This is a genomic window from Natronoflexus pectinivorans, from assembly GCF_004345615.1.
Taxonomy (GTDB): Bacteria; Bacteroidota; Bacteroidia; order Bacteroidales; family Marinilabiliaceae; genus Natronoflexus; species Natronoflexus pectinivorans.
In genome coordinates this window covers 1-14240 of sequence record NZ_SLWK01000019.1, presented here as the reverse complement: position 1 = coordinate 14240, position 14240 = coordinate 1, and the positions used below count along the sequence as shown (strand labels likewise).

Here is a 14240-nt window from a genome sequence, read left to right as displayed (position 1 = left end):
TTAAGCGGTTACTTTTTTCTTCTTTCGAGAATATACTTACTGGATGCTTTTTTAGGAGCACGTGTTTTGTACCCTTTAGCAAGCAATCCTTTTCTGGAACGTGGATGTCCTCCTGATGAACGTCCTTCTCCACCACCCATTGGGTGATCAACCGGGTTCATCACAACACCACGAACTCTCGGACGACGGCCTAGCCATCTGCTACGACCAGCTTTTCCTGATTTCTCAAGCGCATGATCTGAGTTCCCTACCGCACCAACAGTGGCACGACAAGTTGTAAGTACCATTCTCGTTTCACCTGAAGGTAATCGTAACACGACATATTTTCCTTCACGAGCAGCCAATTGAGCGAAAGTACCGGCACTACGTGCCAATGCTCCACCTTTTCCAGGCTGAAGTTCGATGTTATGAACGATGGTTCCTAATGGAATCTCGCCCAGAGGCAAAGCATTACCGATTTCTGGAGCGATTCCGCTTCCTGAATTCAACTCACTACCAACCTGTAAACCGTTTGGCGCAAGGATGTAACGTTTTTCACCATCTGCATATACCAGCAAAGCGATTCGTGCGCTCCTGTTAGGATCGTACTGGATTGAATCAACTGTTGCAAGAACACCGTCTTTATTTCGTTTGAAATCGACTACCCGGTACTTCCTTTTGTGACCGCCTCCTAAATAACGCATGGTCATTTTTCCGGTATTATTTCTACCGCCGGATTTTTTCAAAGGCCTCAGCAAGGACTTCTCTGGTACACTCGAGGTAATCGAATCAAATGCACCAATAATTTTGTGTCTCTGCCCCGGTGTTGTGGGCTTTAGCTTTCTTACTGCCATTTTGATTAGATATTGCTATAAAAATCAATTTTATCTCCTTCGGCTAATGTTACTATGGCCTTTTTATATGATGCGGTACGTCCGGAAAGAATTCCGCTCTTGGTATAACGGGTTTTTAATTTGCCGCTATAACGCATCGTATTTACAGTCGCAACAGTAACATCGTACATCTCTTCTACTGCTTTTTTGATTTCGGACTTGCTTACGCGATCCTTCACAATAAAGCCGTATCTGTTCAGGGCTTCTCCCTGTTGGGTCATCTTCTCAGTGACTATGGGTTTTACAATAACATCCATGACTGATCTCCTTATTCATTAAATAGTTTACCGATTTGCTCTACAGAACTTTCAGTCAACACCAATGAATTGGCTTTCATGATGCTGTAAGTATTTAGTCCTGAAGCAACAGATACTTCTGCTCTCTGAATGTTCCTCGAAGAAAGAAATACATTACGATCCATCTCTTTCAACACCAGCAATGAACGTGTTCCGTCAAGTTTCAGATTTTTACGGATGTTATTGAATTCGCTGGTTTTTGGAACTTCCATAGAAAAGTCCTCAACAACTACTATTGAATTGTTTTTAGCTTTATATGAGAGGGCAGATAAACGCGCCAATCTTTTTAGCTTTTTATTCAATTTAAAGCTGTAGTTACGTGGTCTGGGCCCAAAAATGCGGCCTCCACCTCTAAAAACAGGACTTTTAATACTACCAGCTCGGGCAGTACCTGTTCCTTTTTGTTTCTTGATCTTTTTGGTACTCCCGGCAATCTCATTACGCTCTTTGGCTTTATGAGTACCCTGACGATTGTTGGCCAGATACTGTTTTACATCAAGATAAATGGCGTGGTCGTTGGGTTCAATAGCAAAAACTGAATCAGGCAACTCAATTTTTCTGCCGGTATCTTCTCCTTTGATGTTTAATATATTCAGTTCCATTACACTTCAATAATTAGATATGACCCTTTCGCGCCCGGCACAGATCCTTTGATTAATAACAGATTGCTTTCGGGAATCACTTTTAACACTCGCAGGTTTTCAACTTTAACCCTGTCGCCTCCGGTTCTTCCGGCCATTCTCATGCCCTTAAATACTCTTGAAGGGTATGAAGAAGCACCTAACGATCCGGGAGCTCTCAAACGGTTATGCTGACCGTGAGTAGCATCTCCTACCCCACGGAAACCATGACGTTTTACAACGCCTTGAAAACCTTTCCCTTTAGAGATACCGCATACGTCCACAAACGTATCTTCCGATATCATGTCAACGGTGACTACGTCACCCGGTTTGAACTCTTGCTCGAAATCCTTGAATTCAACCAGTTTGGCCTTTGGAGTGGTACCTGCTTTTTGAAAATGCCCTTTCATGGGCTTGGTGGTACTCTTCTCTCTTTTTTCGTCGTAGGCTAATTGTACGGCATCATAACCATCGGTTTCCACCGTTTTAACCTGTGTAACGACGCAAGGCCCAGCTTCGATAACAGTGCATGGAACATTTTTTCCATCGGCACTGAAAACGGATGTCATTCCGATTTTTTTTCCAATTAATCCTGGCATTGCTTTTCGATTTTCAATTAATTATCACACTTTTATTTCTACTTCCACACCGCTGGGAAGTTCTAACTTCATGAGAGCGTCAATGGTTTTAGCAGTAGAACTGTAGATGTCAATCAGCCGTTTATAGTTTGACAACTGAAACTGTTCTCTTGACTTTTTATTGACGAAGGTGGCACGCAAAACGGTAAATACTCTTTTGTGAGTTGGCAATGGAATGGGGCCGCTTACAACCGCACCTGTGCTCTTTACCGTTTTTACGATCTTCTCGGCAGATTTATCTACCAAGTTGTGATCGTATGATTTCAGTTTTATTCTTATTTTTTGATTCATAATAGTATATGCAAAAGAGTTCTTACAATAATTCGATTTTACCCTTAGCTTCTTTCACAACTTCAGTGGCAATAGCCTTGGATACTTCTTCGTAATGAGAAAATTCCATGGAAGAAGTTGCACGACCTGAAGATATGGTTCGCAATGCAGTCACATAACCGAACATCTCAGACAGAGGTACTCTGGCCTTAACAACACGGGCTCCTGCCTTTGATTCCATTCCTTCAACCTGACCTCTGCGCTTGTTAAAGTCGCCAATAATATCACCCATATACTCTTCAGGGGTTACTACTTCCACTCGCATGATTGGTTCAAGCAAGGTTGGCTTTGCTTTAGCACAGGCAGCTTTAAATGCCTGGCGCGCACATATTTCAAACGATAGCTGATCAGAGTCAACAGGGTGAAATGAACCATCCAACAATTCAACTTTTAGGTTTTCAACAGGGAATCCGGCTAAAACACCATTTTGCATAGCGTTCTGGAAACCTTTTTGAACCGATGGGACATATTCTTTCGGAATGTTACCACCCTTAACCAAATCGTTGAACTGAAGCCCTTCCTTACCTTCATCAATTGGACCTACTTTAACGATGATATCGGCAAATTTACCACGACCTCCGGTTTGCTTTTTGAAAACTTCTCTGTGGTCAACAGTCTGGCTAATAGACTCCTTATATGCAACCTGAGGACGTCCCTGATTACACTCAACCTTAAACTCACGTTTCAAACGGTCGATGATGATTTCAAGGTGAAGCTCACCCATACCGCTGATAACAGTTTGACCACTATCGGCGTCGGTATGAACTCTAAAGGTTGGATCTTCTTCGGCCAATTTGCTCAAACCGGTTCCAAGTTTATCCATATCTTTCTGACTCTTGGGCTCCACAGAAATACCAATAACGGGTTCCGGAAAATCCATAGATTCCAAAATAATTGGATGTTTCTCATCACATAAAGTATCACCGGTACGGATATCTTTGAAACCAACACCTGCGCAAATATCTCCTGCAGAAATGCTCTCAATTGGCATCTGCTTATTGGATTTCATCTGATAAAGGCGAGAGATACGCTCTTTCTTTTCGCTTCTGGTGTTATATACATAAGAACCAGCTTCAAGTTTACCTGAATAAACACGCATAAACGCCAAACGACCAACAAAAGGATCGGTAGCAATTTTGAATGCCAATGCAGTAAACGGAGCGTCTTCCTCGTGTGGACGTGATTCTGTTTTATCCGTTTTAGGATTGGTTCCTTCAATTTCGCCTACATCATTTGGTGAAGGCAGGTAACGAATTACAGCATCCAGCAGACGCTGAACTCCTTTATTCTTAAATGCAGAACCGCAAAGCATTGGAACAATTTTCATGTCCACAACAGCCTGGCGGGTAACATTGATTAATTCTTCTGGTGTAATTGAGTCCGGATCATCGAAAAACTTCTCCATAAGCTGATCATCGTACTCAGCAACAGCTTCAATCAGTTTTCCTCTCCACTCATTTACCTCGTCAACCATATCAGCAGGAATTGCTTCCAACTCATAACGCTGTCCAAGTACATCATCTTCATACCATACCACAGCTTTGTTGTCTAACAAGTCAACAACTCCACGGAAGGTTTCTTCCGCACCGATTGGAATCTGAAGAGGCACAGGGTTTGCTCCTAATACTTCCTTCACCTGACGCACAACTTCAAAGAAATTAGCTCCTGAACGGTCCATCTTGTTAACAAAGCCAATACGAGGCACCCCGTATTTGTTAGCTTGTCTCCAAACAGTTTCCGACTGTGGTTCAACACCTCCTACAGCACAAAAAAGAGCAACAGCACCATCAAGAATTCTCAGTGAACGCTCAACCTCTACAGTAAAGTCAACGTGTCCCGGGGTGTCAATGATGTTGACTTTATACTCTTCGTTGTTGTAATTCCATTGGGTACTTATGGCTGCAGAAGTAATGGTTATTCCTCTCTCCTGCTCCTGCTCCATCCAGTCCATGGTGGCGGAGCCATCATGGGTTTCTCCCAGCTTGTGAGTGATACCGGTATAAAACAAAATCCGCTCAGTGGTGGTTGTTTTTCCGGCATCAATGTGAGCCATAATTCCAATGTTTCTTGTATATTTTAAATCTCTTGCCATTTGTCTATCTCAATCAACTGATTATTAAAATCTGAAATGAGCAAAAGCGCGGTTGGCTTCAGCCATTTTATGCATGTCTTCCTTCTTCTTGTAAGCGCCACCTTCCTGATTATATGCAGCAACAATTTCAGCGGACAGTTTTTCAGCCATAGACTTTCCGCTTCTTTTACGTGCGAAAAGAATCATATTCTTCATGCTATATGACACTTTACGCTCGGAACGTATTTCGGTAGGAACCTGGAATGTGGCACCACCAACACGGCGACTTTTTACCTCAACAGAAGGGGTAATGTTTTCAAGTGCTTTTTTCCACATCTCAAGGGCTGGTTTACCCTCTTTTTCTGCTTTGTCGTTCATCAAATCAAGAGCAGAATAGAAAATGGTATAAGCAATGGATTTTTTCCCGTCTAACATCAGGTTGTTCACAAATTGTGTTACCAAAGTATCGTTAAACTTGGGATCGGGCAGCAATACCCGCTTTTTTGGTTTACTTTTTCTCATTTCTCTTTTTGTTTATTAGTCTTTCAAAATTTACTGGCTGTATTTGACTCTTCAATGATTTGTTTCATTTACTCAACCTAAACACAAACCAATAAACAAAACTATCAGTCAGTTAATTACTTTTTCTTTGGACGCTTAGTTCCATACTTTGAGCGACGCTGGGTACGACCATCTACTCCGGATGCATCCAATGCACCACGTACAAGGTGATAACGTACACCTGGCAGATCTTTTACTCTTCCTCCTCTTACCAAAACGATGGAGTGCTCCTGTAGGTTATGACCTTCTCCGGGAATATAGGCATTTACCTCTTTTCCATTGGTCAAACGTACCCTTGCAACTTTACGCATGGCTGAGTTTGGTTTCTTTGGAGTGGTGGTATATACCCTTACACATACACCCCTGCGTTGTGGACATGAATCCAAAGCCGGAGACTTACTTTTCTCTACCAGCTTATTACGTCCTTTTCTTACTAATTGCTGAATTGTTGGCATATATACTTAAATTTAAACTATAATAATCTCGTTCAAAACGGGTTGCAAAGGTATTATTTTTTAATTTAAAAACCCCGCTGATTTTCAAATAATTTCACACCTTGGCACAAAAAGCGGTGCAAAAGTAGGAAATTAAATTATAAATAAAAAAACTCCAACCTTCTTTTTTGCTGAGAATTATCCATTTAACATCTTTTTAGTGCCTGTGGGACTAAAAACGCGCTAATATGCAACACCGGGAAAATGGACATTCATTTTGACGTCAAAAAATAATTCTATCTTTGCACCGGTTTTTTTTAATCTCTTCATCATACAATAGATCGTTAGACTTTTAGATTATTAGATACTAAACACAAGTAAGTTTCTTATTATCAGCTGATTGCACGGCATTACAGCGAATTCATAAATATTTGATAATTAGGCAAATAAAAAAGATTAACGAACTATTATCATACATAAATTATACATGAAGGGAAAGAAGCGAAACAAAAAACAAAATCAGATACTTAATAAAAACCAGTAATTTCAAATTACATCAAAACAATACTTATATGAAAGCTTATGTATTTCCTGGTCAGGGTGCACAATTTACCGGAATGGGTAAAGATTTGTACGAGCAATCTCCCTTAGCCAAAGAGATGTTTGAGAAAGCGAACGAAATCCTTGGATTTCGGATTACTGAACTGATGTTTGAAGGCAGCGACGAAGATCTGAAACAAACAAAGGTTACACAGCCGGCAATTTTCCTGCATTCTGTGATATTGGCCAAAACATTAGGCGATTCGTTTCAACCTGAAATGACTGCGGGGCACTCTCTTGGAGAATTCTCTGCTCTTGTTGCAGCCGGAGCTCTTTCGTTTGAGGATGGCTTAAAGCTTGTTTCTCAAAGGGCATTGGCCATGCAAAAAGCTTGTGAAAAAGAACCATCTACTATGGCTGCCATTGTGGGGCTGGAGGACAATGTGGTTGAAGAGGTTTGTGACTCGATTGAAGAAGTTGTGGTTGCCGCCAACTATAACTGTCCCGGACAATTGGTGATTTCCGGATCGATATCAGGAGTTGATAAAGCTTGTGAAGTTTTAAAAGAGAAAGGTGCAAAGCGAGCACTTAAACTACCTGTTGGCGGAGCATTCCACTCTCCCCTGATGGAACCTGCCAGAGCAGAACTTGCCAAAGCAATTGAAGAGACCAATATTGTTAAGCCTATATGTCCGGTTTATCAAAACGTAAGTGCAAAACCTTTTACCGATCCTGCTGAGATTAAAGAAAATTTGATTGCTCAATTGACAGCACCTGTACGTTGGACGCAAACAGTACAAAACATGATTGCCGACGGAGCAACCCATTTTACTGAAATTGGGCCGGGTAAAGTTCTTCAGGGGTTGATAAAAAAGATTGATCGCAACGCGGAAGCAGAAAACATTGGACAGTTTCAACAATAGAGGATAGTCGATAGAACGTTAGATTATTAGATATTAGACACGAGCAAACAAGCTATTATCAACCAATTGAATATTTTGACAGCGAACTCGTAAACGCCGGTTAATTACGCAAATAAAAAAAATATTAGCGAACTATTGTTTACTATGACCAACAAAAAATTAAACGGGAAGTTGCCACAGGCACTTCCCGTTTAATTTTACATATAGTTTTCAATCATTCATCAAATAAGCAAATGAAACAGATCCGGGGAGTCGTTTACCGGTGTAAAGTTGATTCTCTTCTCCTTCATTCGTTCTAATAAAAGTTGATAATCATCCTTGGTTTTTGTTTCTATACCAACCAATGCCGGTCCTGCATCTCGACTATTTTTCTTAGTGTATTCAAAATGGGTAATGTCATCATCCGGACCAAGAACATCATTTAAAAAATCCTTTAATGCACCTGCTCTTTGAGGAAACTTAATAATAAAGTAATGCTTCAACCCTTCATACAACAGTGACCTCTCTTTAATTTCTTCAGTTCTGGTTATATCGTTATTACCTCCGCTCACAATGCAGACTACATTTTTTCCCGCAATTTGATGGCGCATGGATTCCAATGCGGCGATGCTTAATGCGCCGGCAGGTTCAGCCACAATTGCTTCCTCATTGTATAACTGAAGAATGGTTGTACAAACTTTTCCTTCGGGAACCAACACCATTTCATCGATGACCTCTTCGGCCATTGCAAAATTTATTTCACCTACAGTGGAAACTGCTGCTCCATCCACAAATTTTTCAAAATTTTCCAAAACAACACGTTCTCCTTTATCAAGAGACTGTTTCATGGCAGGAGCTCCTTCGGGTTCAATTCCAATTATTTTTGTTTCGGGACTTTTCTCCCTTAAATAGGAACCAAGGCCACATATTAATCCGCCACCACCAATTGGAACTAAAACATAATCTAAGGCGAAATTTGCATCTTCAAGAATTTCCAACCCTACTGTCCCTTGTCCAGCAATGACCATTTCATCATCAAAGGGATGAATAAAAACGCTCCCTTTCTCCCGGCAATCTTCCATTGCTGCCTTATAGGCATCATCGTAAGTATCGCCGGTTAGAATTATTTCAATATGATCTTTCCCAAACATGCGCACCTGCCTGATTTTTTGCTTAGGGGTAGTGGCAGGCATAAAGATTCTTCCGGAGATATCAAGTTTCCGGCAAGAGTATGCAAACCCTTGTGCATGATTACCTGCACTGGCACAAACTATTCCATGTTTTAGTTCAGACCGGTTCAGACTGGAGATTTTATTATATGCACCTCTTATTTTGTAGGATCTTACAACCTGTAGATCTTCTCTCTTTAAATATATGTTCGCATTGTATCTTTCAGACAAAACAGGATCGAATACCAATGGCGTGCGCACCACAACCTCCTTTATTTGTTGGCGAGCAGCTTCAATTTTTTCAACAGAAATCATGAGTTCATTTTTGTGCAAATATACACACCATTCATTCCATATAAAAACAATGCTTTAAAACAAGAACAAAACCAACCCAGCTTACATATTATAACTACCCCCTATCTGCTTGTTTTTATGTCTTTTAAAACACCATCACACTCACATTTTTCAATCACAACTAAATTTCAGAGCTTAAATCTTACATTTTATCAGTCTTCAAAAATAATCAACTGTAAACGAATAATAATCAAGCAACTCAAACAACCATATAAACCCTCTAAATATGGCACTTAAAGAGATATAAACAATCCAAATTATAGATTTTCTATCATCGTTCCCAAATGTTCGTTTTCGAACACAAATTATCCGTTTCCGAACATCACACTTCAATTTAAAACACCTTTTTATACTGATTTTATGACTCTTACAATATTTGGCACACAGATTGACTTTAATCTATCACATACAAATTAAAAACAATTAAAAACAAAACGATATGAAACGAGCAAACATTTTATCTGGAGTCATAACAATGGTTATGTTTTTCGCGAGTGTAAACTTTGCAACAGCTGAAACTTTAAAATTACAAGGAGAAACTCCATCCATACTTGGTGACTACACCATCGTGGAAGTTGAGCCGGAGCAAGTTGGTAATGCCACCATGCGCAAATTTGAATTGACGTATGAAAACGGAGCTGCACCAGTCACCATTCTGGTTAATGAGCGCAGAAGATGCACCGACTATATTGTGCGCAGCAATGTAATGGAAGTTCAATACACTTGTAAAAGGACGGGATTTGGAGCTGAAAGAATAAACAGTCAATACGCAATGCTTCCAGAACAAACCAACATGCTGTTTTTATCCAGTGAAGCACTCTCGTACCAAGCACGTTTAAGCAACGGAGAACTTCCGCTGGAAAGAGCTTTAGGCCTTATTGCCTGTTATTATCCTGAGCTTTTTGTAAACGTGAATAACTTATACGCTGCAAATTAATTTGAGATTAAATATTGGTAAGGAAAGGAGATGAAGAAATTCATCTCCTTTTTTTATTGCATCCAGTCGTTAACAGTATCGCAATAAAAAGTTAACATGAATGCAAATACCTATTTATCAACAATGGGTAGATTTGAGCCATCAACATTTCGGCAATACAACAAACCAGTGTCAAGTCAAACCTGATTTTTTTCCCTAGCTCACCCCTAACCCCGTTCGGCTGAGCGTTCGGCTGAGTGTTCGACTGAGCTCACACCGAAGTCTCACACCGAAGCCAAGGGGGAAAGCCAAACGCACAATACTAGCCCGTCTTTTTACGGTTGACTTGACACCAGCTATAAAAATAGCAAGTGAATTAAATAAAAGAAGCATATAGAAAACCGACAAAATGCAAAACAGTTCAAAAAAAACAACCTGGCTTGTAACAGCAGATATGGGCTACGGCCATCAGAGGGCAATTTATCCGTTGAGAAATATTGGACAAGGAAACATCGTATCTGTCGGTAACAATAAAAACACCCCTGCATCGGAGCGAAGACTGTGGAGAAGGACTCTTAAGATATATGAATTACTCTCCAGAGCACGTGAGATTCCCGTAATCGGGAATCAAATTTTTAAAATACTGGATTATTTTCTGATGATCCCGTCGTACTATCCATACCGCAACCTTTCAAAAAGCTCATTTCAGGTGAGAATGCTTGAATCCAGTATAAAAAATGGCCTTTGCAGAAGTATTGTAGAAAAAGTTTCCCTGTCCGGTTTGCCTCTGACCACCAGTTTTTATGCGCCTGCCATAGCCGCTGATATTGCAGGATATTCTCGCACTTTCTGTATTATTTGCGATACCGATTTGAACAGGGTTTGGGTTAGAAAAGAGCCATGGGAAAGCAACATCAATTATTTTGCTCCATGTGGAAGAACAGCCGGAAGACTTAAAGCATACGGTGTTCCGGAAAATCATATTCATATAACCGGGTTTCCTCTTCCAAAAGAGCTGCTGGGGGATCAAGAATTATCAGTTCTGAAAAAGAATTTGGGGCAACGACTTCATTACCTGGATCCCAACAAAAGGTTCTGGTCTCTATATAAAAAGAGCGTTAAGCACTTTCTGGGCAAAGAAAACTGCGAATTCAAAAGTTCCAGAGTTTTAACCATTACCTATGCCGTGGGAGGGGCAGGTGCGCAGGCAAAAATCGGAGAACAAATAGCCATCAGTCTTAAGGCAAAACTAAAAAAGGGAGAAATTAAGCTAAACCTGGTGGCCGGAACTCGTCGGGAAGTTGCCAACTATTTCAAAAAAGTTAAAGAGAGCATTCAGTCAGAAAGCATAAAGGTTATTTACAGCAATAACATATATGAATACTTCGACAAAATGAACGATGCCCTACAAACAACAGATATTCTATGGAGCAAACCCAGCGAACTTTCATTTTATTGTGCGCTTGGCATTCCAATAATTATGACGCCAACCATTGGTTCGCAGGAAAGATTCAATAAAAAGTGGCTTCAGGAAATACAAGCAGGCGTTAAACAGGAGAATCCGGTCTATACCGATCAGTGGCTAACTGACATGCTACACAAAGGACGTTTGGCAGAAGCTGCGTGGGCAGGGTTTCTCAAAGCACGAAAAAATGGAACATACAATATAGAATACTTTATACAACACGGACAGATGCCTGAATCAAACGATTCACTACAATAATGAACACCACTAAAGTTTTCAATATCATAACATTTACTCAATGATTAAGTAATAATTGTCAAATAGTTTTGTATTGGTAGATAATATGAGCAGTACGAATAATTATAAAGGGTTTGATTATTCTGAGAAACACAGATATTAAGATAACAGCTTAAAATAACCGAACATGTATGTTCGGTTTTAATAATGAATTCAACAAACCATTTATTCAAACAAAACCATGCAGCAAAACTATCTTTTTCTTTATTTAAAAACGGGAGGTGGACATCTGGCTCCGGCCAAATCCGTTGCAAAATACATCAAGGTAAAATATCAGAACAACATAAATATTGACTTGTTTGACGGGTTTGCCAATTCAGGCAAATGGATAAAGTTTTTTATTGAAGATGGCTACAGAATATCTCAATCCTCTGCTGTTTGGGTATTTGAATTACTGTACGCCATTAATAAAATAAAGCCTGTGGCTTTATTCACCACGTTTATTGTCTCCCTTTTTATCAGAAAGAGCCTCGAAAAAAAAATCATGAAGGAACATCCAGATAAAATAGTCATATTTCATTTCTTTCTCATTAAACCAATACTAGAGATCATCAACAAAAACAACCTTTCAATACCAGTTATGGTGGTTGTTACCGACCCATTTACTGCACACCCCATCTGGTTCCTTGATAAAACGCCAAAGTTTATTGTTTTCTCCCAACGACTAAAAGAACATTGCTTGAATATTGGTATTGAAAATAGCAGGGTAGCACATTTCCCTTTTATTCTCGATGAGAAATTCACCCAACCCATGCCAAGTGAGAGAACAAACAAAATCAAGCAAGAACTTGGCTTTGAACCTGAGAGGAAGATAATTCTTATACTCGGAGGAGGAGACGGAATTCCAAAAGGGAAAAAGATTTTAAAATCATTCCTTCAGGACAACCCTGATGACTATGTGGCAATTGTGTGTGGCAACAATAAAGAGTTGTACCGAAAAGCAGAAAAGATGAAAGCGAAGCATCAATTTCAGAATCTAAAACTATATACGTTTATCGACTTCGTGCATGAATTAATTAGCATTGCAGATATAGTTGTTACCAAATGCGGCGCAAGTACTTTTATGGAGATATTATTAAGCGGGAAAATTCCCGTAATCAACAATTATATTTGGGAACAGGAAAAAGGGAATATGGAATTTGTACGAGATAACAACCTCGGAATATATGAGCGTGACATTAACAAACTTCCCTTAAAAACCAGAAGTTTGTTGAGAGATCCCGGGAAACTGGATTACTACAAACAGAACATTCAAAAAGCTTCGCTAAGAAACGGAACACCCCAAGTATCTAAATTCATAGTTACAACCTAACAATACATCAAAATGAATATTTTGGTTATAGCGGACCTTCACATAGGCAACAACGACTTTTTTGAAACATTTGGCTGGAATGCTGATGAGTTTATAGAATCCATGGAATTGGTGATAAAAAAAGCCAAAATAGATAAGGTAGTTTTGAATGGTGACATCTTTGAACTATACAAGTATACTTATAAAGAAATATGTCAGACTCAGCATAAACTTATTACCTACTTCAAAAATCCCAAATTCGTAATGCTACAGGGAAATCACGATGCAATAAATGGTAAAGCAAGGGAGAATTTAACCATCACAAATGAAGATGGCAAAACCATATTTATAGAGCACGGCCACAGTGTTGATTTCATGAACGGATCAAGAATAGGGCGCAAAATTCAAACATTTCTTCATACCATACTCAGACATATCATCAAATTTAAATGGGCTCATAAAACCTATTTCAAAATTCTGGAATTTGATGACGCCATCAACAGAGTTCCTAGAAAATACAACTCGTATAAATATCTTAAACATGCTCTAAAGTTATTGAAAGTATATGATATGGTAATTATGGGTCACACGCATAAACTCGAAGCCTATAAAACTTACTATCTGCAAAACAAAAAACAATATATAAACTGCGGTTCGTGCTCTATGGGGCGATTTCAAGGTGTAATAGTCAACACCAACAAGATGATTGTTGAGACATTGAAATTTAAAAACAAAGCTGCCTTGTTTAAAGAATTTAAAAAGCAAAGGAATGTAGTTCCTGCAAAGATGGCAGTTTCTGCATAAAATCACCACATAAGACACATAAAGGCGCAGGGAAAGGGAGACAGGAGATCGGAAACAGGAAACCGGAACGAGTTTTCGTGATGGAATTTAATCATAATTAGGTATTAAAAACATTATAAAAATCGCTGGGAGTGTCGCCGTAGGTGACAAATGTTGATAGAAATATAACAACTCTCTGGCGAGCGGCACTCCGTAGGTGTGCAATTTGAACCACATAAGGCACATAAGGTTTTAACCACTATGGACACCATGTTATCACAATGAACGCAATGGATATTGTGAACTATGTGTACTCTTTGTGAACTTTGTGGTTAATTTTCACCACATAACGCACATAAGATTTTAATTGAGGGTAATAAGGTCAATTGGCTATTGGGTCGAGAGGTTGTAAGATATCTGTCAATTAGAGAAACAAAATACGTAGAAGCAATTATAGTTACACGGAGGGACATAGAGAAAACACGGAGATGCACAGAGTTTTTTTTACCATATAAGGCATATAAGAAATATAAAAAAACTTTGCGACTCTGCGTCTTTGCGTTTAACCATAAACACAAAAAAGCCGACTCATCTCTGAATCGGCTTCTTTCTAAGGTCGGCGGCGACCTACTCTCCCACTTTTACGCAGTACCATCGGCGCTGCAGGGCTTAACTTCTCTGTTCGGAATGGGAAGAGGTGG

General features: G+C 39.6%; 14 protein-coding genes and 1 rRNA gene. 5 read left to right on the top strand and 10 right to left on the bottom strand.

All coding sequences use genetic code 11. The features are described from left to right. Positions 1 to 8: 8 nt before the first annotated feature. From rplB to rpsL, 8 genes are all read right to left on the bottom strand, one after another. Positions 9 to 833, bottom strand: coding sequence for a 50S ribosomal protein L2 (rplB, locus tag EV194_RS15845; protein WP_132435359.1), 825 nt, complete (start codon positions 831 to 833; stop codon positions 9 to 11). A gap of 5 nt (positions 834 to 838) precedes the next feature. Next, positions 839 to 1129: a 50S ribosomal protein L23 gene (rplW, locus tag EV194_RS15840; protein ID WP_132435357.1), complete on the bottom strand. Its 291-nt coding sequence runs from the start codon at positions 1127 to 1129 to the stop codon at positions 839 to 841. A gap of 11 nt (positions 1130 to 1140) precedes the next feature. Continuing rightward, a complete protein-coding gene (gene rplD, locus EV194_RS15835; protein WP_132435355.1) occupies positions 1141 to 1770 on the bottom strand; it encodes a 50S ribosomal protein L4 in 630 nt (209 codons plus the stop codon). After that, entirely contained in the window at positions 1770 to 2387 is a 618-nt protein-coding gene (rplC, locus tag EV194_RS15830) for a 50S ribosomal protein L3 (protein WP_079558277.1), read from the bottom strand. Before rplC ends, rplD begins: the two co-directional genes overlap by 1 nt. Positions 2388 to 2411: 24 nt before the next feature. Then, entirely contained in the window at positions 2412 to 2717 is a 306-nt protein-coding gene (gene rpsJ / locus EV194_RS15825; RefSeq protein WP_079558276.1) for a 30S ribosomal protein S10, read from the bottom strand. A 22-nt stretch (positions 2718 to 2739) separates the two neighbouring features. Then, positions 2740 to 4848 carry an elongation factor G gene (gene fusA / locus EV194_RS15820; protein WP_132435353.1) on the bottom strand — a complete coding sequence of 703 codons (2109 nt, stop codon included), beginning with the start codon at positions 4846 to 4848 and terminating at the stop codon, positions 2740 to 2742. 24 nt (positions 4849 to 4872) lie between these two features. Further along, the gene (rpsG, locus tag EV194_RS15815; RefSeq protein WP_132435351.1) at positions 4873 to 5349 is read right to left on the bottom strand and encodes a 30S ribosomal protein S7; all 477 of its coding nucleotides are present in this window, start codon (positions 5347 to 5349) and stop codon (positions 4873 to 4875) included. A gap of 116 nt (positions 5350 to 5465) precedes the next feature. Continuing rightward, complete coding sequence (rpsL, locus tag EV194_RS15810) at positions 5466 to 5843, bottom strand: 30S ribosomal protein S12 (RefSeq protein WP_132435349.1); 378 nt, start codon at positions 5841 to 5843, stop codon at positions 5466 to 5468. Positions 5844 to 6394: 551 nt separating this feature from the next. Between rpsL and fabD the strand changes: the two genes are divergently transcribed. Next, entirely contained in the window at positions 6395 to 7285 is an 891-nt protein-coding gene (fabD, locus tag EV194_RS15805; RefSeq protein ID WP_132435347.1) for an ACP S-malonyltransferase, read from the top strand. Positions 7286 to 7506: 221 nt separating this feature from the next. On the opposite strand, the gene ilvA is transcribed toward fabD, so the two are convergent. Continuing rightward, complete coding sequence (gene ilvA, locus EV194_RS15800) at positions 7507 to 8748, bottom strand: threonine ammonia-lyase (protein ID WP_132435345.1); 1242 nt, start codon at positions 8746 to 8748, stop codon at positions 7507 to 7509. A 478-nt stretch (positions 8749 to 9226) separates the two neighbouring features. Here ilvA and EV194_RS15795 point away from each other — a divergent pair, with 478 nt between their 5' ends. From EV194_RS15795 to EV194_RS15780, 4 genes are all read left to right on the top strand, one after another. Next, complete coding sequence (locus EV194_RS15795; protein WP_132435343.1) at positions 9227 to 9724, top strand: hypothetical protein; 498 nt, start codon at positions 9227 to 9229, stop codon at positions 9722 to 9724. A gap of 388 nt (positions 9725 to 10112) precedes the next feature. After that, the gene (locus EV194_RS15790) at positions 10113 to 11426 is read left to right on the top strand and encodes a DUF6938 domain-containing protein (protein WP_132435341.1); all 1314 of its coding nucleotides are present in this window, start codon (positions 10113 to 10115) and stop codon (positions 11424 to 11426) included. A gap of 220 nt (positions 11427 to 11646) precedes the next feature. After that, positions 11647 to 12777: an MGDG synthase family glycosyltransferase gene (locus EV194_RS15785; protein ID WP_132435339.1), complete on the top strand. Its 1131-nt coding sequence runs from the start codon at positions 11647 to 11649 to the stop codon at positions 12775 to 12777. Positions 12778 to 12789: 12 nt separating this feature from the next. Continuing rightward, positions 12790 to 13560, top strand: coding sequence for a metallophosphoesterase (locus EV194_RS15780; protein WP_132435337.1), 771 nt, complete (start codon positions 12790 to 12792; stop codon positions 13558 to 13560). 593 nt (positions 13561 to 14153) lie between these two features. On the opposite strand, the gene rrf is transcribed toward EV194_RS15780, so the two are convergent. Further along, positions 14154 to 14240 (bottom strand): 5S ribosomal RNA (rrf, locus tag EV194_RS15775); the annotation flags it as partial.